The sequence below is a fragment of the Lacticaseibacillus yichunensis genome, from assembly GCF_003946405.1.
Taxonomy (GTDB): Bacteria; Bacillota; Bacilli; order Lactobacillales; family Lactobacillaceae; genus Lacticaseibacillus; species Lacticaseibacillus yichunensis.
On sequence record NZ_RHOG01000009.1, the window covers coordinates 1 to 24530 of the forward strand.

Annotated in this window: 20 protein-coding genes; 10 read left to right on the plus strand and 10 right to left on the minus strand. The window is 56.7% G+C overall.

Annotated features, from left to right (window positions below; genetic code table 11):
• Window positions 1-176 precede the first annotated feature (176 nt).
• The gene (locus EKM95_RS04260; RefSeq protein WP_125696605.1) at window positions 177-1121 is read left to right on the plus strand and encodes a quinone oxidoreductase family protein; all 945 of its coding nucleotides are present in this window, start codon (window positions 177-179) and stop codon (window positions 1119-1121) included.
• Window positions 1122-1331: 210 nt separating this feature from the next.
• Here the strand turns inward: EKM95_RS04260 and EKM95_RS04265 are convergent, their stop codons facing one another.
• Window positions 1332-2873 carry an ABC-F family ATP-binding cassette domain-containing protein gene (locus EKM95_RS04265; protein WP_125696606.1) on the minus strand — a complete coding sequence of 514 codons (1542 nt, stop codon included), beginning with the start codon at window positions 2871-2873 and terminating at the stop codon, window positions 1332-1334.
• Window positions 2874-3542: 669 nt separating this feature from the next.
• Between EKM95_RS04265 and EKM95_RS04270 the strand changes: the two genes are divergently transcribed.
• The 4 genes from EKM95_RS04270 (at window position 3543) to EKM95_RS04285 (ending at window position 8116) form a co-directional block, all read left to right on the plus strand.
• The gene (locus EKM95_RS04270; protein ID WP_125696607.1) at window positions 3543-4487 is read left to right on the plus strand and encodes an ADP-ribosylglycohydrolase family protein; all 945 of its coding nucleotides are present in this window, start codon (window positions 3543-3545) and stop codon (window positions 4485-4487) included.
• Between the two features lie 384 nt (window positions 4488-4871).
• Window positions 4872-5459: a signal peptidase I gene (gene lepB / locus EKM95_RS04275; RefSeq protein ID WP_125696669.1), complete on the plus strand. Its 588-nt coding sequence runs from the start codon at window positions 4872-4874 to the stop codon at window positions 5457-5459.
• 168 nt (window positions 5460-5627) lie between these two features.
• A complete protein-coding gene (locus EKM95_RS04280; RefSeq protein WP_125696608.1) occupies window positions 5628-6407 on the plus strand; it encodes an ABC transporter ATP-binding protein in 780 nt (259 codons plus the stop codon).
• Window positions 6407-8116, plus strand: a complete 1710-nt coding sequence (locus EKM95_RS04285) for an ABC transporter permease (RefSeq protein WP_125696609.1) — start codon at window positions 6407-6409, stop codon at window positions 8114-8116. The genes EKM95_RS04280 and EKM95_RS04285 overlap by 1 nt, the downstream gene beginning before the upstream one ends.
• 89 nt (window positions 8117-8205) lie before the next feature.
• On the opposite strand, the gene EKM95_RS04290 is transcribed toward EKM95_RS04285, so the two are convergent.
• The 4 genes from EKM95_RS04290 to EKM95_RS11975 all read right to left on the minus strand — a co-directional run bounded on the left by EKM95_RS04290 (window position 8206) and on the right by EKM95_RS11975 (window position 11543).
• Window positions 8206-8949 (minus strand): DUF975 family protein, encoded by a 744-nt coding sequence (locus EKM95_RS04290; protein WP_125696610.1) that lies wholly within the window; start codon window positions 8947-8949, stop codon window positions 8206-8208.
• Window positions 8950-8970: 21 nt separating this feature from the next.
• Window positions 8971-9759, minus strand: coding sequence for a glycosyltransferase family 2 protein (locus tag EKM95_RS04295; RefSeq protein WP_125696611.1), 789 nt, complete (start codon window positions 9757-9759; stop codon window positions 8971-8973).
• An 87-nt stretch (window positions 9760-9846) separates the two neighbouring features.
• Window positions 9847-10608, minus strand: a complete 762-nt coding sequence (locus EKM95_RS04300) for a DeoR/GlpR family DNA-binding transcription regulator (protein ID WP_125696612.1) — start codon at window positions 10606-10608, stop codon at window positions 9847-9849.
• An 830-nt stretch (window positions 10609-11438) separates the two neighbouring features.
• Complete coding sequence (locus EKM95_RS11975; protein WP_373300887.1) at window positions 11439-11543, minus strand: hypothetical protein; 105 nt, start codon at window positions 11541-11543, stop codon at window positions 11439-11441.
• Here EKM95_RS11975 and EKM95_RS04305 point away from each other — a divergent pair.
• Both EKM95_RS04305 and EKM95_RS04310 read left to right on the plus strand, forming a co-directional pair.
• Window positions 11521-12519 carry an AEC family transporter gene (locus tag EKM95_RS04305; protein WP_379897244.1) on the plus strand — a complete coding sequence of 333 codons (999 nt, stop codon included), beginning with the start codon at window positions 11521-11523 and terminating at the stop codon, window positions 12517-12519. The genes EKM95_RS11975 and EKM95_RS04305 overlap by 23 nt on opposite strands.
• 95 nt (window positions 12520-12614) lie before the next feature.
• On the plus strand, window positions 12615-13619 hold the full coding sequence (locus tag EKM95_RS04310; protein WP_125696614.1) for an NAD(P)-dependent oxidoreductase: 1005 nt from the start codon (window positions 12615-12617) through the stop codon (window positions 13617-13619).
• A 70-nt stretch (window positions 13620-13689) separates the two neighbouring features.
• Here the strand turns inward: EKM95_RS04310 and EKM95_RS04315 are convergent, their stop codons facing one another.
• Entirely contained in the window at window positions 13690-14418 is a 729-nt protein-coding gene (locus EKM95_RS04315) for a response regulator (protein ID WP_164510081.1), read from the minus strand.
• A complete protein-coding gene (locus EKM95_RS04320) occupies window positions 14396-16024 on the minus strand; it encodes an ATP-binding protein (protein ID WP_164510082.1) in 1629 nt (542 codons plus the stop codon). The genes EKM95_RS04315 and EKM95_RS04320 overlap by 23 nt, the downstream gene beginning before the upstream one ends.
• A 653-nt stretch (window positions 16025-16677) precedes the next feature.
• Here EKM95_RS04320 and EKM95_RS11950 point away from each other — a divergent pair.
• Complete coding sequence (locus EKM95_RS11950) at window positions 16678-17283, plus strand: hydrolase (RefSeq protein ID WP_379897247.1); 606 nt, start codon at window positions 16678-16680, stop codon at window positions 17281-17283.
• Window positions 17284-18451: 1168 nt separating this feature from the next.
• Window positions 18452-19564 (plus strand): trans-sulfuration enzyme family protein, encoded by a 1113-nt coding sequence (locus EKM95_RS04330; RefSeq protein ID WP_125696617.1) that lies wholly within the window; start codon window positions 18452-18454, stop codon window positions 19562-19564.
• A gap of 85 nt (window positions 19565-19649) precedes the next feature.
• Here EKM95_RS04330 and EKM95_RS04335 read toward each other — a convergent pair whose 3' ends face one another.
• Entirely contained in the window at window positions 19650-20741 is a 1092-nt protein-coding gene (locus EKM95_RS04335) for an LCP family protein (protein ID WP_125696618.1), read from the minus strand.
• Between the two features lie 169 nt (window positions 20742-20910).
• Between EKM95_RS04335 and pepF the strand changes: the two genes are divergently transcribed.
• On the plus strand, window positions 20911-22707 hold the full coding sequence (gene pepF / locus EKM95_RS04340) for an oligoendopeptidase F (RefSeq protein ID WP_125696619.1): 1797 nt from the start codon (window positions 20911-20913) through the stop codon (window positions 22705-22707).
• A 179-nt stretch (window positions 22708-22886) separates the two neighbouring features.
• Here the strand turns inward: pepF and EKM95_RS04345 are convergent, their stop codons facing one another.
• Both EKM95_RS04345 and EKM95_RS04350 read right to left on the minus strand, forming a co-directional pair.
• Window positions 22887-23678, minus strand: coding sequence for a metal ABC transporter permease (locus EKM95_RS04345; RefSeq protein ID WP_125696620.1), 792 nt, complete (start codon window positions 23676-23678; stop codon window positions 22887-22889).
• Complete coding sequence (locus tag EKM95_RS04350; RefSeq protein ID WP_125696621.1) at window positions 23678-24388, minus strand: metal ABC transporter ATP-binding protein; 711 nt, start codon at window positions 24386-24388, stop codon at window positions 23678-23680. Before EKM95_RS04350 ends, EKM95_RS04345 begins: the two co-directional genes overlap by 1 nt.
• Between the last annotated feature and the right edge of the window lie 142 nt (window positions 24389-24530).

A 24530-nucleotide genomic window follows, 5' to 3' on the forward strand; every position in this document is an offset into this window, starting at 1 on the left:
CGATAAACCATGGATAAAACCTCCGAGTGAATTTCGTAAATGCACGGGAAATGTCTGAAAACCGGAATTTCGTATGCATTTATTATATGACAGTAATGACCTAAAATCACTAGTATCAAATGCTACACGTTTTTGAACAGCCACTAATTATTTTTAAAAACAAGGAGCGATTCTCAATGAAAGCAGCAATTCTTCAACCAAATGCCAATGCGCCCGTCTATGCAACCAGTCCAGAGGTGCAGGCACAACCGGGCGAAACGGTGGTGTCCGTCTTGGCCAGCGCCGTCAGCACAGTCACGCGTGCCCGGGCGGCCGGCACGCATTATTCGACCAGCGCGCCGACTGCGCCGCTAATTCCCGGAATGGACGGGGTCGGCCGCACGCCAGATGGCCAGCTGGTGTATTTCATGAGTGAAAATGGGGCCTTGGCTGAACAGGTCGCGGTGCCGGCGCAACGGTTGATCGCCCTGCCCGCCCAAGCCGACACAACGCGCATTGCCGCGAGCATGAATCCCGCTATGGCCAGTTGGATGGCGTTGACCACCCGGCTGGACCAGTCCATTGAAGGCGCCAGCGTGTTGATTCTCGGCGCCACAGGGCAAGCCGGCCGCGCCGCCATTCAGATCTCCCGACACTTCGGAGCACAATCGATACTCGCAGCTGGCCGCAATGCCGACGTACTCGCCACGCTACCTGCGCTTGGTGCCACGCAGACGCTTCAGCTGGAAACACCGGTCAGCGATGAGGTACAGGAGACGCTGTCGCAGGTCGATGTGGTCCTCGATTTTCTCTGGGGGACGCCTGCCCAAACGCTGATGTCGACGTTGCTCACCCACCGCGCGAGCCACGCGCCGCTGACCTGGCTCGAGATCGGCAGCATCGCCGGCCAGACGCTGGCCTTACCTGCCGTCGCCTTGCGCAGTCGCGACTTCACGGTGCGGGGCAGCGGCATCGGCTCTGTCGGCTTGCGCGATTATCTGAAGGAATTGCCGCGCCTTGCCGCCTACCTGACCAGTGGCGAGTTTTTGCCAGGCGAGGTCAATGTGCAGCCGCTCAACGACGTGCAGGCCACCTGGCAGGACACAACACACGGCCGGCTGGTCTACCTGCCGGAAAAATAAATAGTGGCTCCCCCACACGCAGCCGCCTGCCCCAATGCGCAGTCGGGCGCCGCCGAGTAGAGGTGGGAAATGTCGTCGTCCTTCGCACTTAATGGCCAAGTGCGCCATCAACCACTCAGGCCGCGCTACCTGGCCACCCCTAAACGCTCGGGCGCTGCACCCGACAAAAAAGGCCCGACGCTGCCGCCGGGCCCGATCACATTCAGCTCATTACTTCAGAAGTCGTTCGATATCCAAGGTGGTATCCACCCAGCTGTCGTCATAGAACCCAGCTTCATGGGACACCAGCAAGATTGCGCCGGGGTAGGCCTGCAGGGCCTCCGCCAGCGCATTTTTTGTATCCTCATCCAAGTGATTGGTCGGCTCATCCATGATCAGCACGTTGGTCTGTTGCAACATGAGGTCCGCGAGCTTCACTTTGCTTTGCTCACCACCTGACAACATGACCAGCGGCTTGTCCATTTCCTCGCGGGTCAGCGCCGTGCGCGCCATCACCTGACGAAGCGGGCGCTGAGACAGGGCCGGATACTTGGCCATCAAAAATTGCAGCGGGGTCTGTTTTGGCACGGGCCAGTTCAACTCCTGCTCAAAGTAGCCGAACACGACATTTTCGTTGATGGCCACATCCCCAGCCAAGGGCGGCAGCTGACCGAGAATGCTTTTCAGCAGGGTCGACTTACCGATTCCGTTGAATCCTTCAAGCGCGATGACTTGATCCTTGCTGACGGAAAAATTGATTGCGGGTAAAAGCGGCTTCTCATACCCGACCACCAGATCGTTGACGTCGATCAGGATGCGGCTTTGCACATCGAGATACGGAAACTCGAGATGGGCATGCGCCCGGTTGCCCGGCGGCGTGAGTTTGGTCATCCGCGCGAGCTGTTTTTCCCGGCTCTTGGCCATTGTGGAGCGCGTGCCGGCCTTGAACTTACGGATAAAGGCCTCCTGCTTCTTGATCTCGGTCTGCTGCTTTTCGTAGGCCTTCATGTAGGTGTCGTGATCCGCCTGTTTTTGCCGCATCGCCTGCTTGAGCGTGCCAGTGTACTTGGTGATCGTGCCGAATTCGATGTCGAGAATCGCGTTGGTCACGTCTTGGAGAAAATCGTAATCATGGGAAATGACAATGAACGCGCCATCGAAATCCTGCAGCCAGCCGGTCAGCCATTCGATGTGACTGACATCGAGGTAGTTGGTTGGCTCATCCAGCAGGAGCATCGCCGGTTTTTCCAGCAACAGCTTGGCCAAAATAATTTTCGACCGCTGGCCACCTGAAAGCGCGTCGACCGGATGATCGAGGCCGATCGCATCGATGCCCAGGCCACTGGCGACGGTCTCGATCTTGGTATCTACGTCGTAAAACTCGGCGGCTTCGAGTTGTTCCTGCAACTCGCCGGCCTTGGCCAGCAGCTCGTCATCCGGCGTTTCGGCGTAATCGTTGTAGATCTGCGTCATCTTCGCATTTTTCGCGTAGAGGTCCGCGTAGGCCGTGCGCAAAAATTCCATGATCGTCTGGCCCGGCTTGAGGTTCACATATTGATCGAGGTAGCCCACGTGCAGGTGCTTTTGCCAAACGATCGTCCCGGCGTCGGGCTCCAGCGCGCCGGTCAGGATCTTGATCAGGGTACTTTTACCCACCCCATTTTGGCCGATCACCCCCAAGTGGTCTTCGATATTCACTTGAAAACTGGCATCCTGGTAAAGCTGTTTGTCCAGGAACCGCTGGGAAAGACCCGTTACGGTCAGCACACTCATCGGGGCTGCCTCCTTCGTTTATTTTCTGAAAATCAATGATATTAAGGCTAGCACAGCGAGGCGGTTTTTGCAATGAAGGCGCCCGGCTACAGCTGAACAACGTCATAAGCGATCCTACGGCCGGGTGGGCGCCGACCAGGAATTGGCTGGAACGCTCCCAAGCAACTTTGAGCCCGCACAGGTCGCGGTCTCAAAGCTTGCTTTCGGTGTAAGCGGCACAGCCGCTAACACCGACGAGGGGGCTGAGCCATTCCTGGCCGGCGCCCACCCTCACATCCAGCACTCGAGTCATAAATATGCTGACCCAAGCTTAATCAATTCAACAGCCCAACAAAGCAGAGCTGTCAACCCCAGCTTCCCCAAAGCGCAGCGTGTAGTCTTAACTAGTCCTCCTCTAACTGTGCCTTCCAGGCCATTCATTCTGTGGTTCTGCTTCCACCGCGTCTATCGAAGCCTTGGTCAGTATCTGGGGAGGATGCCATAAACAAACACCTAAAAAAACCGAAAATCGTAAAGTCCGTGCTCTTTGTTGAACAAGAGACATCACAGAATAGAACGCAAGCCCACCCACGGGGCCGACACATCGTTGCTCCTGAGCCAAGTCAAATTCCTTGCGTTTTTCCCTGAAGCAAGTACGCTTAAGATAACAAATCAAAGGAGTTGATCTGAATGGCGATCATCGATTCACGACTCACGCATGGCCTGATCGGGTTTGCGATCGGCGACGCACTTGGATTGCCGGTCAAGGGGCAGTCCCTGGCGGCGCTTGCGGCGGATCCCGTGGCGACGATGCGGGGGTATGGCCACTTCGATCTGCCGGCCGGGTATTATTCGGATGAGACCTCGCTCATGCGGGCCAGTCTGGCGTCGTTGAGCCGCGGCTTTGACCCGGCCGACCTGTTGGCGACGTATCAGCATTGGTATCACGACCGCGAGTACGCACCTTATACCGGACCAGTTTTTGAAGTGTGGCCCAGTGTCCGCGCCGCTGTTGAAAATGGGGCGCCGCAGGTCAACACGGCGGCGGATCCGGGTGGGCTGGTGCGCGTGCTGCCACTGGCGTATTTTCTCTATCAGGAAAATGGGCCGGATCTTTTCGGCAACGCGGACGCCATGCAAAAATTACAGGCGTTCTTGGCCGTGACCAGTCCGGACCCCGCCAACCTCATCGCCGCAAGTATCTATGCCCAGGCAGCGCTGTATCTGCTGAGCGACATGACGATCGCCGCTGCTTTGCCGCAAGCCTTGCAGCGGGCGCTGACCTATTTTGCCGATGTCCCCGAGGCGCTCGATTTTCAAGTGCTGACCCAACTTGATGCCCGGCGTGCGCAAACGATGGCCGAGGCGGCACCCACCCCGCGCAATGTGTTGGGCGTCGTCTGGTTTGCGCTGGGCAGCACCAGTGATTACCGCGAGGCGACGCTGACTGCGGTCAATTTGGGCGGCACCACAGATGCGACGGGCGCGCTGACTGGCGGGCTCGCGGGGCTCGGCTATGGCTACACGAAGATTCCGCATCGCTGGTGCCTGACGCTGGTCAAATACAGTGAGATCGTCGATGACATTAATGAGGCCGAAGCCAGCGGGCATTTTCCGACTTACGGCGACGACTGAAGGCGGCGACCACTGATCGCAGCAACGCGCAAAAACGGCAGGACACCGGCCTTCTCACGCGACAAAGGCTGACGCACGGGCCTTCTCACGCGAAAACGCCAGTCGCGGCCCCCGCGACAGCACCCGCCGGATCCCCGCGCACATCGCGGTCCGACCCCCGCAGGACTGCCGCCTGCCGCAGCCGCCTCATCGCACACGTGACTATATAATAGAAGAAATATCAGCACCCACTGTCTATTTTTCCCGTCATCCTTGCTGTGATGCTAGTCGCGGAGCCCTTGCTTGTGTTATGCTAGGGAAAATTAGATGCAAGAAGGTGTGACCGTGGCGGATCGACCAACAGGGGATACACGCGCGACCAATTCGCACAAAAAAGCTTCAAAGATGAACGAAACAGTGAAATGGTTGCTCGAGATGGTCGTGATCATCTTGGTGGTGCTGGTGGGCACCAAGCTGCTCATGAATCACGTGGTCTCAAAAGATGTGGTGCAGGGCACCTCGATGCAGCCGACGCTGGAAAATGGCGACCGCCTGTACTCGTTGCGCAACAAGAGCATCCATCGCAATGATATCGTGGTCATCGATGCCCCGGATCAGCCGGGCCAGCTGTACATCAAGCGCGTGATCGGGATGCCGGGCGACACGGTGGCGGTCCAGGACGACAAGCTGTACATCAACGGCAAGGAGACCAAGGAGCCCTACCTCAAGGCGAGCTTCATGAAACAGGAGATGAAGACCTATGCCGCGCAACAGGGCATCGATCTCAATTCGCTGAAGTTCACGTATGACTTTGACATCGCGACGCTGCCGAGCACCAAGTCGAAAACGGTCCCCAAGGGCTCCTACTTCGTGATGGGCGATAATCGTCTGGTGTCGCATGACGGGCGCGATTTTGGCTTTATCAAAAAGAGTAAGGTCCAATCGGTCGTGGTCTGGCGCTACTGGCCGCTGAATAAAATGAAGATCTTCTGATTGTTACCAAAGAGCTGAGGCATGCGAGTCTCGGCTCTTTTTTTGTACGTTGGCCGCCGCCACGTTTTTGTTTGCCCCCCTAACAATTTTGTCAGCTCGGCGCAAAATCTGTGGACATCCCTGTTGCCTCTGTCATACTTGAGGCATCTATGAAGGAGGCATCAGGGTATGCAACCAGCCATCAAGTTGTCACATGTGCAAAAATCTTTCGGGGCCAAAACGGTCCTCAAAGATGTCAGTTTTGCGATCGATCCGGGCACCATTGTGGGGTACATTGGGCCAAACGGAGCCGGCAAAAGCACCACGGTCAAGATCATCTTGGGGCTGCTTCGCCAAGACGCCGGCACGATCGAGATCAACGGCCAGCCGCTGCGCGAGGACGACAACGACTACAAGCGCCACATCGGTTACGTCCCGGAAGCCGTCGATGTGTTCGATGCCCTGACCGCCCGGGAATACCTCACGCTGATCGGCCAGCTGTACGGCCTCGACGAAGCGGTCGCCGGGGAAAAAGCGGAACAGCTGGCCGCGATCGTCGGCCTCGCCCCGGCCTTTGACCGCCGCATCACCTCGTATTCCAAGGGCATGCGCCAGCTGGTGTTGATCATTGCCAGCCTGTTGCATGACCCCGACATCCTGTTTTGGGACGAGCCGCTTAACGGCCTGGACGCCAACACGGTGCTGGTGATCGAGGAGATTCTGCACGAGTTGAAGAATCGCGGGAAGACGATTTTCTATTCCAGTCACATCATGGACGTGGTTCAAAAGCTCTCCGACCGGATCATTTTGCTCAATGATGGCGAGGTGCAGGCGGACGGACCGTTCAAGGAGATCACCCGCGGCGCCGACACCAACTTGCAGGAGCTGTTCAACGAGCTGACCGGCTTTGCGGAACACGGGGAAAAGGCCAAGGCGTTCGTCGATATCGTGACAGGAGGCGACCGCTGATGGCGGACATTGAGATGCCCAAAGCCTTGCAGTGGGTCCGCCTCCTTCGCCCATTGCTTGAAAAAAACGGAGTGGATTACCGCCAGTATTGCTTGGTCGTCCGCACCAAATATGAAATGGCCGCGCGCAGCCAAAACGGCATCGGCCTGACGATGCAGACTAACGGCCCAAAAAAGCCCAGCGCCCATCCCATGCGCAACAGTTTTCTGGTCAACCTGCTGATCGGTGGCGTGATCGCCCTGCTGATGGCGCTGTATGCCCGGACCTCGCTGATGACCCAGCTGACCACCCTCTTTTCGACGCTGTTCATCATGTTTTTCCTGACAATGCTGACCAGCTACTCGAGCCTCATTCTCGATCCGCGCGACCGCCAGATCTTCACGGTGCGCGGGGTGTCCGGCCGCACCTTAAACCTCGCGCGTCTGTCGATCGTCGGAATGTTTTTGCTGCTGACGATTTTGTCGCTGGGCGGGCCTTCTTTGATTGTGATCGCGATGAGCCAGCAGAATATCCCGCTGGTGCTCGGCACGCTACTGGGCGCCTTGCTCTTGGCGCTATTTTGCTTCGTGCTCTCCCTCTTTTTATACTTGCTGGTCCTTCGCTTCTTTGACGGCGAGCGGCTGAAAAACATCCTGAACATCCTGCAGATCGTGATCGCCATCGGGTTTTACATCTCCGCCCAACTGCCGAATCTGCTCGGCGCCGATGTGTTGGCCAGGTTCAACTTCACCATCCCTAACGACGTCTTTTTCTGGTGGTACCTGCCGACTGTGCCCGTGTGGTTCGCCGGCCCCGGGCTGCTGACGGCGGGCGTGTTTGCGCTAAGCGCCTGGCTGTTGACCGCGCTGGCCGTCCTGGTGCCAGCCGTTCTGCTGGTGATCTACCTCAAGCACGCGGACCGCTTCGAGCAATATTTGGAAAAGCTCGAGCAAAGCGACGCCACCTCCCGGAAAAATGGCTGGTGGTTCACCCTGTCGCGCCGCGTCTTGACCGCCAATTCCGAAGAGGCCACTTACTACACGCTGGGGTGGCGGATGCTGCAATATGAGCGCGAATACAAATTGCGCGTGTATCCGCAGCTCGCTTATGGCCTGATCATTCCCCTGATTATGGGCAGCGCGTTTTTGCGGAACATGTCTTGGGGCATGGCGAAAAATTTTGCGCCGTATTTGTCGGCGGGCCTGATCTTGGCCATTCCGACGGCGTTGATGATGTTGCGGTACGCCTCGCAGCCCGAGGCGATGGGCATTTTCCGCTTCGTGCCGTTTGCCACGCAAGGCCTGCTGCTGCGCGGCATTGTGCTGGCGATGTTCGCCCGGCTCTTTTTGCCGCTTCTGCTCCTCTATCCGCTGGCGATGCTGGCGGTGGCCCCGGCGACCGCGCTGACGTCGGGGCTCCTCGTGCTCACCTTGTCGCTGGCGGTCACCTTCCTGTTTGGCCGCTTCATGGTTGGCAAGGTCCTGCCATTTTCCGCTGAATTCAGCCCGGCAAAAGGCATGCAAAATGGGACCATCGGCTGCGTGACCGTCGGCTTGGCGATGCTGTTGATCTTCGCTGTGATCATGGTCGGCGGCCTGGTCCACGCGTGGTGGCTCGACTTGATCGGCGCGGCCATCTTCGGGGCGATCGCCTGGCTGAGTTGGCGGAGTTATCCGCGCAGCATCATGTACGACCTGCACCTGCAGGAAACTGATTCAGATCAAGACTGACCACGTGCCTGGTATATGCAAAAAAGGACTGCGGAAGTTTTTTCCCCAGTCCTTTTTTGCATGCCGTGGCAGCGCGCCCACCCGGCGTTTTATTCTTGTGCGCGCGCAATGATGAAGTTGCGCAGATTGTCGTAGTACGCCGCCTTCACCAACTGCAGATACGGCTCGATCAACAGGTCGGCTAGATGCAGCGTCACATTTTCCAAAAGACGCCAGCCGATGATCGACAATTCCAGCAGCAAGAAGTCCGTCTTGAAGCCGCGCATCATGGCCCAGGAGCCGACCAGCGCGCGCATCGACCCAAAATGCGGATCCTGCTCACGGCCGTCATAATACAGGTACTCGCCTTGCGCCAGGCCCAAGCTGAGCATCAGCCCCGGAATGACGAAAAGCGAGGTGCCAAACGCCGTCAGCATCGTTGAGACGATGACCAGCAGCAACAACCCGAAAAAGTAGCGGCTATTAAAGGTACGCATCAAGGCTTGAAGTGGCGACACGCGGGTCAGCTTGCCGCGGGTCACATCCAGCGCGGTAAAGTTCAGGCCGGCGCCAAACCACAGCAACAATAGCGATTGTAGCGCCGTACGCGCGGTCGTGTTCCCGCTGTGGCCGAGATAGTAGTCGATGAAGCCATCGGGGTCGCGCAACCAGTTGTCAAAGCCGTATGCCTGAAGCAACTGCAGGAAGACCAGCACCATGGCCACCGCGAAAAACACGTTGATCAGCCATGGCACGATATTTGCTTTGATCAGATCGCCGTACAGGCCCGGCTGGCGCAGCTGTTGCTTTGCCGTTTTTTTCAATTCTCGGCGCGTCTTATAGGCAGTTTCCATTCAGTGGTCTCCTTTTTGTGATCACAGATCAGAGCCCATCTGTTTGATCACATCTTCTGCGGCACGTTCTCCTTCAGTATGGCGAACGCGGATCAGTTTTTGAATCAGCCAAAGGGCGTGGATCTCCTGCGGCAAAAGGCCGAGGGTACCAAGCGACTGGGTCACCGAATCCGCCCGCATGACATAATGGTAATGCGGCGTCCCGGTGTATGTAAAGCGGTGGCCCTCCAGCACGTACTGGACATTGAACAGCGCGTCTTCCATGATCGCGACATGCTCATTGAAAGACAAGTCATGCGCCGTGATCAGCGCGCGGCGATACATTTTATTCCAAGTGTACCCGCGCACCGTCCCCACCGGTGCCAGCAGCCCGCGCAACAACTGGCTTTGCGTCAGCGGGCGAGCCAGCCGATCCGCCGGTTGGTGACTGCGTTCGTTGGTATCGTCGAGAAAATAGGGCGCGATGGCCATATCGGCGCCGCGTTCCATTGCCGCAACCAACGTGGCCACATGGGCAGGCAGCGCCCAGTCGTCGCCATCAAAAAAGGTGACGTATTTACCTCGAGCTTGGGTGAGACCAGCATTGCGCGCCGCCGACACCCCGCCATTTAGCGGGAGGTAGACCGGTTCGACGCGGGCATCGCGTGCGGCATAGGCCGCGATCAGGTCGGTCGTGTCATCCGTCGACGCATCGTCGATCACCAGCACCTGCAGCGCGGGATACGTTTGATGCAGCACACTGTCGAGGCTGCGCTTGAGATACGGCCGAAGATTGAAGATCGGCATGATCACTGAGACTAATGGCGTCAAACCACTGTCACCATCCCTTCCTTATCCGTAGTATACCCGACTTTTCTGTCAGGAAAGTGACAGCGCCAAACAAAACGGCATCTGCGCTCAATTTTCCGCGTCAAGCAACTCGGTCACCGGATCGAACCAGGCGCGCTCGGTGCTGGCAAGCGGCCGTTCCGTGATCAGGGTGTCGATGGCATTCAGCGCAAACCCGCGATACGGCGCCTGAATGTGGAATTTTTCCGTCTCGGAGACCACGACGACCTGCCGTGCACTCTCCGCCAGGACCGCCTTCACCTCGGCATCATTGGCATAGGGAAAATACACCCCGTCCTTGGCGATCGCGGTGGCCCCGATAAACGCCGCATCAAACGCAATGCGGCTGAGCGTGTTGAGATTGGCCGGCGAAAAGAAAAAGCGGCCGTGATGGTTGAGCTCCCCGCCCAGCATGTGAAGCGCCACGCCGCTTTTGACAGAAAGTGCGATCGCGTTGTCCAGCGAATGGGTGTAGATGGTCACGCCATCGGTCACGCTTTGGGACAGCTTCAACAGTGTCGTGGAATCATCGATGAAATACACGCCGCCGGGATGAATCAGCTGCAAGGCGCGCTGGGCCATCGCCGTCTTTTCCTTGGAAAAATGCTTGAGCCGCTCGGTGTAACTGGGCACGGAATGGCCGAATGTCAGCGCTACGATGCCACCGCGGGTGCGACGAGCTTGGCCGGCCGCCACCAGGGCCACGATGTCGCGGCGCGCGGTGTCGCGCGAGACGCCGACTGCGTGCATGATGTCCTCGACGCTGAGTTCTTTGCGCTCGGCGAGCAGCTGGCGGATCTCCTCGAAGCGTTTTTCCCGATACATGGCCATGTGTGGCTGCCTCCTGAATAACCTATTGCTTCTATTATAACTGAAACTTTCGGAAATTGGGCTCAACCTGCAAAACGCGGGGGTTGGGCGAAATGCCCGGTTGAGCGCCGGCCGAAAATTGGCTGGCGACCGAAGTAGAGCGGACAAGCAACTTTGAGCCTGCAAAAACCGCGGTCTCAAAGCTTGCTTTCGGCGTAAGCGGCTTTGCCGCTAACGCCGACGAGGGGGCTTGCTCTGGGCGTTAGGCATTTATGCCTTACGCCCAGACATGTGAAGCGAGCCATTTCTGCCCTCCGCCCACCCTCATATCTAGCTTTGATCTGATAACCGCTTAGACCGTAAAACCAAAACCTTTCCGAAAGTTTCAGAGAAGTTGACGCAATAGATTCTTCTTGGCCACGCCCTATGGCTTCTGGACCAGCAACCAACTGAAAGCCGATGAACAGGCGCCTTCCATGTCCCAGTCCCTCGGTTCTCACCGCCTCACGCCCCTTCCCACAAGCATTTTCTACTGAGCAAGCCGTTTTTTCCGCGTGCCGCCCCGCCTCGCTTTGAAACGTAGCTTGCGATCTGTTGCAATTTTACTAGGACAACAGTTTCCAGATGGCGGTCCACTTCGGCCATCTTGTGTGTCTCATCGTTTCCGCATTCTGTATCTATTTTCACTTTGATACGAAACTACGTGAACGTTATCTAGAGGTTTTGGAAAGCGGTTTACGGCGCGGTTGCTTACGGTTTTTCACAGTGTTTCGTTTGTTTCTGAAGGTTTCGTTAGTTGGAAAATGTTCACGGATTCACAATTGCACGGTAAGGTGAAGACGTTGTTGAGTTCAATTCATGAAAGGTGGAAATACTATGGGTTTGTTAGACGCGATCAAGGCGACATTCACGAACAGTGCCATTATTAGTGCCATTACGTCTGTGATCTTTATCATCCTGCTTGGGTTCTACATGCGAAAGAAAGGGACTTTTGCCGAGAACTTTGGGAAGGTCTTGTCCAAAGTCGTTCTGTCTGTCGCATTGCCGGCATTGGCTTTCAATTCATTCATGGCCGACATCGACTCCAAGACGCTTGCGCAAGGGATGAACGTGCTGATCTGGGGGATCATCATCTATGTGATTCTGATCTTCGTGACCCCGCTGCCGTACCTGGAGTACAAGGGCGATAAGCGGACCACGCTGTCTGTTTTGACCATTTTCGGGTCGACGACGTTCTTCGGGATTCCGATCGTCGGCGCCGTTCTTGGGCCAAAGGGGATCATGTACAGCTCGATCTTCAACATTGGCTACCGAATCTTCCTTTATAGCTATGGCTACATCCGGATGTCTGGGCTGAAGATGGACAAGGACAATATTAAGAAAATGTTCCTCAATCCAGTCGTCATCGCGACGTTTGCCGGCTTGATTCTGTGGCTGATCCAGGGCTCCATGCCGCAAGTCACCGTTGCCGCTGCTACTGGTGGCACCGCAACCGTTGCCTTTTACCGCATCGACCAGACGGCAAAATGGCTCTTCCAGCCGCTGTCTTATCTGGCGAACCTGACCTCCCCGCTGGCCTGGTTGTCCATCGGGATCACGCTTGGCTCCATCTCCTTCAAGGAAGCGGCGTCCGATAAGACTTCCTGGTATTACAGCTTCAACAAGGTCATCTTGGTACCGCTGCTCAACTTGGTCCTGCTGCTGATCTTGAATGCGACGCACATCATGCCCGTCGACTACACGGCGATCGCCACAATGTGCATTATGATGGCCACGCCGACAGCCGCTGTCACCTCTGCATACGCGATCAGTTTTGATCATGAAGCAGTCATGGCCTCGGATGCCTCGCTGCTTTCGACCATTGTTGCCGTTGTCGCCATGCCATTTTGGATCGCGATTCTGCAGATTCTCAATGCCGCAGGACTGTTTTAACACGCGGCACTATATGAACCGGCAGACTTATTTTTAAAAAATAGCGAGCTTATGCCGCTACATAACTGAGTGAATAGAAAGGGTGCGTGTCTGATATGTTTAAGATCGTTGCTTATGGCGTACGAGACAATGAGGTGCCGTATTTCAAGGCCCTCAACAAATACAATTATGAGCTGAAGCTGGTGCCGGAATTCTTGACCCACGACAATGTCGAAACGGCCAAAGGGGCAGATGGGGTGATGCTGCGGGCGAATTGTGTCGCCGATGCGCAGAACCTGGCGAAGTTTAACGAATGGGGCATTCAATATGTGATGACCCGCACCGTGGGCTTCAACCACATCGACTTGAACGCGATCAAGCAATATGGCATGAAGTGCGCGCGCGTGCCTGCCTATTCGCCATATGCGGTCGCGGAGCTTGCGATGACCTTGGGCATGATGCTGTACCGGCACACGGCCCTGGCCACCAGCAATACCAACGCTGGCAAGTTTGCCGTTGATCCGAACACTTTTTCCAAGGAGATTCATTCCAGCACCGTCGGCATTATCGGCGCCGGGAAAATTGGCGCGACTGAGGCCAGCTTGTATCATGGTATGGGCGCGACCGTCCTGGCATATGATCCGTACCCAAGCGACTATGCCCGCCAGTTCGTGACCTTCGTCGAGCAAGACGAACTGCTGGCAAAATCCGACATCATCTCGATTCACACGCCTTATTTCAAGGGCCAAAACGATGATTTCGTCAACGCCGACTTGATCGCCAAGATGAAAGATGGCGTCATGCTGGTCAACACCGCGCGCGGCGAGCTGAATGACTACAAGGCGGTTCTTGCCGCATTGAAGTCCGGCAAGCTCGACGGGTTTGCCACCGACGTTTACAAAAACGAGACCGAACTGCTCGGCCACACGTTTGACGGGGCCTTGGCGCAGGCCGACATGGAAGCCTTGCGCGACCTTTATCCAAAGGTCCTGATGACGCCGCATATCGGCTCTTACACGGAGCCAGCCTTGCACGACATGATTGCCGTTTCCTATGACAACTTCGAGCAAGCGCAGCAGACCGGCCATACCGATAACGATATTCCATTGCCAAAAGACTGATCACGAGTCCATAGAACGCGCAAAGGGCACCGAGGAAAAAACCTCGGTGCCCTTTTGTGTCTCCTCGTACTCATTTTGGGGCTTGAGTTGGCCCCTCTGCTTGCGTTGGCCCCTCATTGTCCGTTAAGCGGTACACGGTGACCGGGCGGCCCACTTTCAGGTACTTGACCGCCCCGCTGACCTCGCCCTGCGCCAGCAGGTAATCTAAGTATTTTTTGGTCGAAATACGCGACAGCTTCACGACCTTGGCGACCTCCTGATTGGAAAAAGGCTGCGCCATTTCCTGCAATTGCTGGCGAATGCGGCCGAGGGTATAGGCGGACAGGCCCTTGGGCAGTGTCGGCTCCGGCGCCGTTTCGGTCGGCGTCTCGGCGACAAATAGCTGGTCGAGGTCGGTCTGGGAAACGGAGCCGTCTCCGCTGGTCATTTTCTGCACCGTCTGGAAGCGCTGAATCGCCGTTTGAAACCGCGCAAAGGAAAATGGTTTGACGAGATAATCCAGCACCCCGTAATCCAGCGCCTCTCGCACATGTCCGAGGTCGCTGGCGGCGGTCAGCATGATGACTTGCGGATGCCAGTTGCGGGCCGTCAATTCCTGAAGCATCTCGGCGCCTGACAGGGTCGGCATGTAGACATCCAGCAAGATCAGGTCCGCCGGCTGACTCTGATAGGCGTCCAGCGCCGACTGGGCATCGCCGAATTCGCGCAAGGTGAGATCCGCGCCCAGCACCCGCCGCAAATATTGGCCATTCAATTCCCGTACCATCGGGTCATCTTCAACGATCATCACTTGGGTCATCTGCATCCTCCTTATCCACCAGTGGCAGCTCCACGGTCATCACGGTGCCGGCCGGGTCGTTGTCCTCGATTGCCAGAAAGCCGTGATGGGCCTTGATCACATCATTCACCAGTGCCAGCCCGTAACCGCGATCCGAGCCTTTCGTGGAAAAATGCTTGGCCAGGATCTTGTCTTTCAGCGCCGGTGCAACGCCTTGTCCATTATCCGCCACTTCCAGCAAAATGGTGCGGCTTTCTTCATCATAATTCAGACTGACAGCGACCGTGCCTGTTTTCACCGAAACAGCATCCAAGGCGTTGTCGATCAGATTGCCTAGGACCTTGATCAATTCGGCCTCAATCTTCGTATCCGTCTCATTCAGCGCCGGCAGCTGGCTGTCCTCGCTGACGGTGAAGGTCTTGCCCTGCTCATGAGCTTCGTTGGCCTTCGCCAGCAAAAATCCTGTCACGGCCGGCAACTTGATGCGACTGTTGAGACTGCCAAACTCGCTTTGATAATCGTGATGAAAATCAAAGACCAGCGTCTGCAGGCGATCGTATTGCTTGAGCTCGACCAGCCCGGAGATCACCTGCAACTTGTTCATGAACTCGTGCTGCTGGGCGCGCAGGGCTTCGATGTACTGCTTGGTGCCAGCCAGCTGGGCGACGAGCTGCTGGTAATCGGATTGGTCATGGACCAGGGCCAACTGCCCCAAGTTGCGCTTGCCGGCCATCAGAGGCGTGGTCGAGACGATCAGTTCCTTGCCCCTGACCGCCACCGGTCGATTCATCGCCTTGGCTTCATGAAAAAGCGCGTCATATAGATCCGTCGTCAGCGCATTGCCGGGCGTCAACGCCGGAAACAGCTGACTGGCCTGGGCGTTGAGCTGAATGATCACGTGCTGGTCATCGATCGCGATCAGGCCATCTGACATACTTTCCCGCAGCGCGGTCAATTCAGTGACCTGGGCCGTGATCTGATCAGGCGTCATGCCCAGCAGCCGCTTGCGCAGATACAAAGAGACCCACGCCGCCCCGAACACCCCGAGCAACAGCCCGATGAGGCCACCGATCAGAATCGGTTTTTGCACCGCGAGAATCTCCGCTTGAACCGTCTTGACGGTGACAGTGATGCAGACGATGCCGATCTGCTGGCCATCTTTGATCACCGGGGTGAAGTAGCGATATTCGGGACCAAGCACGCCGACTGTTTTCGAATAGTGGGGCTTGCCGTTCAACGACTTGGCCGCATCGTCTCTTAATAGGAAGGAACGACCGATCTGATCTTTCACCGGATGCGACCAGCGGATGAGGTCCATGTTCATCACGACCACCGCGTCGACCTGCATCGTGGTCTGAATGCGGTGCGTGTAGCGCTCGATGGCATTATCCGCCGACTCGGGCGCCTGATACGCCTTGAGGTGCTGGAGCACGACCGGATTTTTGCGCACCGCCTCGCCGATATTATGAATGGTCTGATTAGTCCGGGTCTCTTCATTGGTCGCGGTCTGCCCGGCGACGAATAGCCCGGAAATGATCAGCGCAATGGCGACCGTGATCACGATCACCAGCATGATCACCGCGCGAAAAGAGATCCGGCGATGAATTTTGGTCAGCTGTTTCAACATATTTTCTCTGCCTGAGTTCCGTTGGGATACGTCTATCTTACCATGACTGGATTTGTTGTAGGGTGCGTCGGTCCGCGGGATGGTGGAATAGCTAGGTCGGCTCAAACACTTGATGGCGTCCTTTGCCGTCGAGTACTTGAGCCGCCGCATGTTGCCACCATGCGGGCCGGAGCCCAACTGTTACGTCAGGATTGTAAGATGAAGGCTCTGGTGAAAATTTGCACGCACAACGATTTTTGTAAAGTGGGGCGCTGGCCCACGCGAGCCGCCGCTTTTCGGCAAAAAAGCCCACTGTGTGAACGCTTGCACGGAAATATGACAAGTGAAGTGGGAATGTGCCAATATTACAGGAGCATGACATTGTGACAGTCCACTGCGTATTTGTAAACTTGCTGGCACTATCATGACACACCAGCTCGATATACTACTCTCAGATTTAAGTTGAAAAACCGCGAATCACACTTTTGGGAGTGACTTTTATTTTAATGAAGCGAATCAAAATGATGGCAGTCGCGATGTTCACAGTTCTTGGGGGACTGCTCGCGTTCTACTCATCTGACAAACCTGTTGAAGCGATCGCGCGCCCGGCTACCGGGACCCAGATCGTTCAAGCCGATCAAGTAACCTCAATCTCAGACAACGCTGCTGCAAGCATGGCCGCCAACATCGTGGCCACCAACGACTTGCGCAATCAACCGAATAAGATCGTCATCACCGTTGGCGTGAACCCATACGCCGTCGCTGAAGAAAAACGCGAAGCGAAGATCGCAGCCGCCAAGAAAGCCGCTGCGGCCCGCAAAGCTGCGGCTGCCAAGAAGGCTGCGGCTGAAAAGCTCGCCGCACAAAAGGCTGCCGCTGCAAAAGCTGCGGCAGCCCTCGCGGCACAAAAAGCGGCAGCTGCCAAGGCAGCTGCTGCAAAGGCGGCGGCCGCCAAAGCCGCTGCGGCTAGCCAGGCTGCAACGACCACGACTGTTTCCAACACGACTGGTAGCAACAAAGGCACCTTCAAGCTCAGCTTCTACGATCCGGCCGCCATGGGCTCAAGCCTGGGTTATGGTGGTGTTGCCGCTAACCTGTCCGTGTTCCCTCGTGGCACGCAACTGAAGATCGTCCTTTCCAACGGCACAGTTTGGTACCGCACCGTCAACGACACCGGCGGCTTCGCCTATGCGAACCCCAACCAGCTGGATGTCGCAATGCCAAACAGCCAAATTCCATCAGCCGGGATCCTTTACGCAACGGTCTACGTTGTTGGCTGATCACAACTGAATAGCACGATCGAAGCCGGGAGCGCGTCTCCTGGCTTTTTTGATGCGCCGGTGTGATTGGCCCTGGGGTGGTGGTGCGCCCGTCTGGCCTCACCGAACGCAAAAAGGCGTTTCAGCTCCGACCAAATGTGGGCCGTCGAGTTGAAACGTCTTTGCTTTTTCCAGTTTGTCAATGTGCCCAAAATTCGGCCGAATTTTTGTGCATGTTTAGATTTTTTGTCGATTCTCACTTTTTTGAAAAAAGGTCAGAATCGAAAAAAAAGATTCTGGCCCCTATGTACAACAAACACACCGGTCGAGGTGTCGTTTTAAGCATTGCCAGTGTGTTTGCGTGATTATTAGATTAGGATACTGCGGGCGCCTTGCTTGTGGGGCTTGGCGCGATCAGATTTCAACGGCGACAGCGTGATCAAAAGTCGATGCTTACTGCCGGACAACGGTGGTACTGGTAAAACGATGGAACTGTGGAACTGACCCACTCCCCTAATTTATGACACCACTGACTCGGATGCCCTTCATAGCAGCCACTCTAGGTTTGCGTACGGTATCCCCCGCACTGGGTCCGCCTGCCTCGGGGGAAACCGTTCCGTGTGGCCACACCAGAAGCCCCTTCTGCTGTCGATTAATATAGCACCTCGAAAACGCTTTTGTCAACTTTTTATGGCGGCAAGAGTCGTGCCGATAATCCCCATATATTAGGCGTTTTGGCCAATGTCTTGTCAGCCCGTGATATATTTATTTAAAATAACTTTTCCCACCCTCGATCATCAGCTTATCGGTCCCCAAAATCACCGAGGCTTGGCCCAGCGCTCGCTTTCATCGCACCCACCGATCTCTCATCTGATTTTCACTATTGACCCATCTGGCTGGTTGGGCTAGGATTAGCGCAAGCGTAGAAAAGATGAGTACGCTGCCTGCGGACGCCTAGCGAGTCGGACCTGGTGCAAGCCGATCGCCGCATGTAGCTGAAGATGGTCTTGAAGCTGCCCGGGCGAAGTGGTTCGCCAAACTCGGGCCGGGTCCGCCCGTTACCGCGCTGAAGCAGTTTGCTTCATGAGCGGCTGGCGGTGACGTCAGCTGAAAACCGGGTGGCACCGCGAAGTCCATCGTCCCGCAGTTCATTTTGAACTGCGGTTTTTTAGTCTAGGAGGAAAAACAGATGACAAAATTAGCAACGACTCTGATTCAAGGATCCAACGGCAGTGATGACGCCAACACTGGCGCCGTTTCTGCCCCACTGTATTTTTCGACCGCCTTCCGCCATCCCGGTCTGGGGGCCTCGACGGGGTTTGACTATTCCCGCCTGACCGAGCCGACGCGTGCCCTGCTTGAGCAGCAGCTCGCCACGATCGAGCACGGCAGTCAGGCCCTGGCCACCTCATCCGGCATGGCGGCAATCGATCTGGTCTTCAGCACGTTCACCAAAACAGGCGACCAGATCATTGCTAGCGACGATCTGTACGGCGGGACGTTCCGCTATTTTGACACGCGCAAGGCCAATTATCAGATCGACTACACCACTTGGGACGGCCAGGCGATCGAGAACCTGGTGGCCAAGATCACGCCCGCGACGAAGCTGATCTGGTTGGAGACCCCGTCAAACCCGACGATGAAGATCATCGACATTCAGGCCGTTGCGACGGCGGTCCATGCAGTGCGCGACGACATTTTGCTGGCGGTCGACAACACATTTTTGACCCCGGTCTACCAGACCCCGCTGACTGAAGGCGCAGATCTGGTCGTGCATTCGGCGACCAAATACCTCGGCGGGCATAACGACATTCTCGCCGGGGCGGTGATTGCCAAGTCCGACGCACTGGCCGAGGCGTTGCGCGCGCAACTGACCACGACCGGCCAAGTGCTCGACCCGTTCGACTCATGGCTGTTGTTGCGGTCGCTGAAGACCCTGAGCGTCCGGATGCATGCGCACACCGCTAACGCTCAGTTTCTGGCGAAAGGGCTTGCGACCCTGCCCGCTGTCAGCAAGGTGCTTTACGCGGGACAAGGCGGCATGATCAGCTTCTATCTGACGGAAAATACGGACGTGAACGCCTTTTTGCAGCACCTTGCCGTCTGTTCATTCGCCGAAAGTCTCGGCGGGGTCGAAAGCCTCGTCACCGTCCCGGATGTGCAGACGCACCACGACATGCCGATCGCCCAGCGCCGCGCCCTCGGCATCACGCCAAACCTCATTCGCCTCAGTGTGGGTTTGGAGGACAAAGAGGATCTGCTCGCCGACCTGACCCAGGCCCTCGATGCGGCGGGGAAGTAACCACCCGGTGCGCGAAACACCACCACAAAAATAGCGCCTCGCCTCTCCACACAGAAGAAGCGAGGCGCTATTTATTTATGTCCGCTTACTGTCCCACGTTGTACAAGGTATAAGACGGATTGGCCCCAGAGTTCCAATCAAAGCCATATTGCGTGTTCAGGGCATTTTCCTTGGTGATCATATTATTCAGGGTCGTTTTGCTCAGGCCCAGCTCGGTGCGGATGGTGTCCGACGCGGCCTGAAGATTGGCGGTGCTGGCCACTTGGAAGGCCGCATCCCCGATGTAGGCGCCGATTGCCTTGAGCTGCTTGCGCTGCACGGTTTTGGCGCAAGCCCGATAATTTTGGACGATGGCGACAAGGTCATCAAAGGTAAAATTCGTCCGCATACTGCTGGAAAGTGAGTCCATCAGATTTGAGTAGTTGCTGAGCGAGCCGGCAGACAGGGCATTCTTCACGATCGACATGATCACTTCCTGTTGCCGTTTTTGCCGGCCGTTGTCGCCTTCCGGATCCTCGTCGCGCATCCGGGCATATGCCAAGGCGTGCGCGCCATCCAGGTGGGCCGGCCCCTTGGTGAAGGTCTGGCCGCCGGTGTTGGCGTCGGTCCAGGTGAACGGCACGTTGACATCGACGCCGCCGACCGCGTCCACGATCTTGACGAGCCCCGCCATGTTAACGGTGACATAGTAATCAATCGGGATGTTCAACAGATTTTCCACCGTCTTGATTGCGGCCGTGGAATCACCGTATGCATAGGCGGAATTGATTTTATCGATGCCGGTAACGCTGCCTGTGTCGATCATTTCGGCGGCGGTGTCGCGCGGAATGCTAAGCATCGTGGTGCGCTTGGCGGTCGGATTGATGGTCACGACAATGATCGTATCCGAGCGGCCGCGGTCGCTTCGACCAAAGGCGCCGGTATCCGTGCCCAGCAGCAGGATGCTCAGCGGCTTTTTTCCATCAAACGTGGTGTTGATCGGCTTCTCCACCTTGCCTGACTTGGTCTTGACCGGCACATAGGTCTTGGCGACCGCATCTTTCGTTTGGGTAAAAATACGCGCCGCGTAGCCGCCAACCAGCATGACTGCCGTCAAAACAAACAGTGTGATCAATTTGCCGATCAAGTTGGCATTGCGGTGTGGCTTGCGCGTGCGGTTCAATTTGTCATCGTCCATGGGCGGACCTCCGTCTAAAATGGCATAAAATTATTTTACCCGATTTCCCCGCAAATTGCGCTGGGTCGGAAAAATTCGCTGGCGAGTCAAAAGCGGCGAATGCCGTGGTGCAACGGGCGAGCGGCAATGTTACAATTAGATTATTATTAGAAATAGAGGAGATGTCTTTATGCAACAACTACCCACCCGCGATGCTGTCCCAACCGATTCGACTTGGGACCTGACCACGATTTTTCCTACTGATGAGGCTTGGGAGCAAGCCCTCGCCGACGTGCAGGCAAGCGGCAAAAAAGCCAGTGCGCTGGCCGGCACGCTTGCGACCGACGCCGACGCCCTTGCCAGTGGCATCACAACCATTCTTGGCGTGTATCGCCAGCTGGAGACCGTCTATGTCTATGCCAGCCTGAAAAGCGACCAGGATACTGGCAACGCCGTCTATCAGGCCATGAAGGCACGCGCGGCTTCTACGCTGGCTTCTGTGAACAGCGAGCTCGCCTTCATGGAGCCTGAGATCTTGGCGATTCCAGCCGCCGACCTGACCGCTTGGCTGGGTGCCAACGAAACGCTGGCCGGCTACCGTCATTTCATCGATGGCATCACCGCCAATCGCGCCCACATCCGCACCAGTTCCGAGGAGGCCTTGCTTTCCGCCGCGGCCGATGCGCTTGGCGCAAGCAGTGCCACCTTCAACATTTTGAACAACTCAGACATCGAATTCGGGACGATCACCGATAAGGATGGCAACGAGGTCCAGCTGTCGCATGGCAAATACGGCGAATTGATCAGCTCGACTGACCGCCGCGTGCGCAAGGATGTTTTCCAGACCCTGTACAAGTCATACGGCCAATTGGAAAATACGTTTGCGCAGACCCTCACCGGCTCCGTGAAAGCCGACAACTTCCGCGCCAGCGCCCATCATTACGATAGCGCGCGCCAGGCTGCAATGAGCGGCAATCACATTCCGGAAGCCGTCTACGAGACGCTGGTCAATGAAGTGGAGGCCCACCTGCCACTGCTACATCGTTATGTCGCGTTGCGCAAACGCCTGCTCAAGGTGGACGACCTGCACATGTACGACATGTATGTGCCGCTAACTGGCGAGCCGCCGTTGACCTACACGATCGACGAGGCCAAGGCCGAAGCGAAAAAGGCCCTGGCACCACTGGGCGAGGATTATCAGGCCCATTTGACTGAGATCTATGACAACCGCTACATCGATGTCGTGGAAAATCAGGGCAAGCGCTCCGGTGCCTATTCCGGTGGGGCTTACGATACGAACCCATTCATGCTGCTGAACTGGCACGACTCACTGGATGAGCTGTTCACGCTGGTCCACGAAAGCGGCCATTCCGTGCACAGCTGGTACACGCGCCACAACCAGCCTTATGTTTATGGGGATTACCCGATCTTCGTGGCGGAGATCGCTTCGACCACGAATGAAAACCTGCTGACGGACTATTTCCTCAAAACGCAAACGGATCCGAAAGTCCGTGCGTACATCCTGAACCACTATCTGGACGGCTTTAAGGGCACCATTTTCCGCCAGACCCAGTTCACCGAGTTCGAGCACTGGATCCACCAGCAGGATCAGCACCAACGCCCACTCACCGGCAAGTCCATGTCCGCCTTTTACGGGGAGCTCAACGCCCGCTATTACGGCCCAGACGTGGAAAAGGACCCGGAGATCGCCCTGGAATGGGCCCGCATCCCGCATTTTTATCGCCAGTATTACGTCTATCAATACGCGACCGGATTCGCGGCGGCCTCGACCCTGGCCGGCCGCATCAACGATGGCGTCCCAGGCGCCGTTGACCAGTACCTCGGCTACCTCAAATCAGGTAGCTCAAAATACGCGATCGACACCATGCAGGCAGCCGGCGTTGACATGACCAAGCCAGACTACCTCGAAAACGCCTTCGCACTATTTGAAAGCCGCCTCAACGAACTCGAAGGCTTGATCGGGTAACCTAGCCGCAACCAATCTCAATGTACGTAAAAAGCCGTTCAGCGCGCGAAAACGCTGAACGGCTTTTACTTTAGAAAAATTACGTAGTCGCGTGTCCATGAGTGGGGAGTCGATGAGACAATTCGAGGCTCAAACTGAGGGGCGACCATCTTCCGCTGCCCCGCAACAATTGAGCTACCTCAGTCCCGCAGCCGATGAACCCCAAGCGCGATGAAGTAGAAGACGAACTCGATCGCCGCGATGAAGAACGTCACCGGCCAGTTGGTGAGGTACCCCAGCGCCAGGCCGGCCCACACCCCGATCAGCCCCGCCGCAACGGAGATCACGAGCATCTGCGGCAGCGTGCGGCCCAGGTACTTGGCCACAGACGGCGGCAGCGTCAGAAGGATGAACACCAGCAAGGACCCGACGATCTGCGCCCCGATCGACACAGAGATCGCGAGGATCAGGAGAAAATAGATCGAGATCCAGTTGCCGCGAACGCCTTGGGCCCGCGCGCCCACTGCATCAAATGAATCGAAGGCCAATTTTCGGTAGCCAAAGCCCATTGTCAGAAGCACCCCGGCGGCCAAGGCGACCAGCTGCCACACATCCTGGCGCGAAATGCCGATGATGCTACCGAACAGAATCGTCGTCGCGTAACTTGAGCTTTCGTTGGACAGCGAGAGAAACAGGATGCCTAGGCCGATGAAGACGCTTGAGACTGCCGAGATCGAGGCCTCCCGCCGCGACTGCTTGACGGATAATTTGCCCACGGTCAGGCTGGCCAAAATCGTGAACAGCAGCATGCCATCCAGCGGCCTGATCGCCACAAAGACGGCAAAGGCGGCGCCGGCAAAGCCGACTTCCGACAGCGTGTGGGCGAGAAACGACATCCCCCGCGCCGTGACAAAGACCCCGACAATACCGGTCGTGATCGCGATGAAGGTGGCCGCCAGCCACGCATTTTGCATAAAGTCATACGTGAACATCAGTGGGCCGCCTCCTCTTCCTCGCCGCTTTTAAGCTCGTCTGGCATCGTCGCGATATCCATCTGATCGGTGGCCCGCATCTCGTAATGCCCCGGCGTCAGCAGCAGATATTGGTCGGTGTAGGCTTTGGCCAAGCCGAGGTCATGCGTGACAAATAGCACGGTGAGACCTAGCGTTTCGTTGAGCTCCTTGACCAGCCCCATCAATTCCTCTTTCGTGTTGACGTCCAGGCTGGCCGTCGCCTCGTCGAGAATCAAAAAGTTTGGCTGCGTCAACAACGCCTGGGCCAGATACGCCTTTTGCTTTTCCCCACCGGACGCCCGGCCCATGGCGAGATTCCGCCGCTCGAGCAAGTGGGTCTGCGCCAGCGCCTGATGCAACGCCACCTTTTCCCGCTTGGTGTGCCATGGAAACCCGTGCCCCAGCTGATTGAGTTGCACGAAACTGGCAATCGTCAGCGGAAATTCGCTATCGATGTTGCGAAATTGCGGCACGTAGCCCAGCTTCATGTCCGCCGTGAAAGTGATGGTCCCGGCATTTGGCTGCAGCTCACCCATCAAAAGGCGCACCAGCGTGGTCTTGCCCACCCCGTTGGCCCCGATGAGACTGGTCATCGAGCCCCGCGGCAGGGTAAAACTGAGATCTTCATAAAGCGGCCGATCGCGGAAGCCGAAGCTCAGGTGGTCGACGGTCAATAATGGCGCCGTCATATCATCCCTCCAAAACAGTAACAGTTACGATTAATAATTCTATCTTACCCGAGGTTTGCTGAAAATGCCAGTGCCCCACCCGTTTTTTTTCAGCGCGGCGAGGCGGCCCACCGGCGCAAAGCCCGAAAAAAAAGCCGCGCAC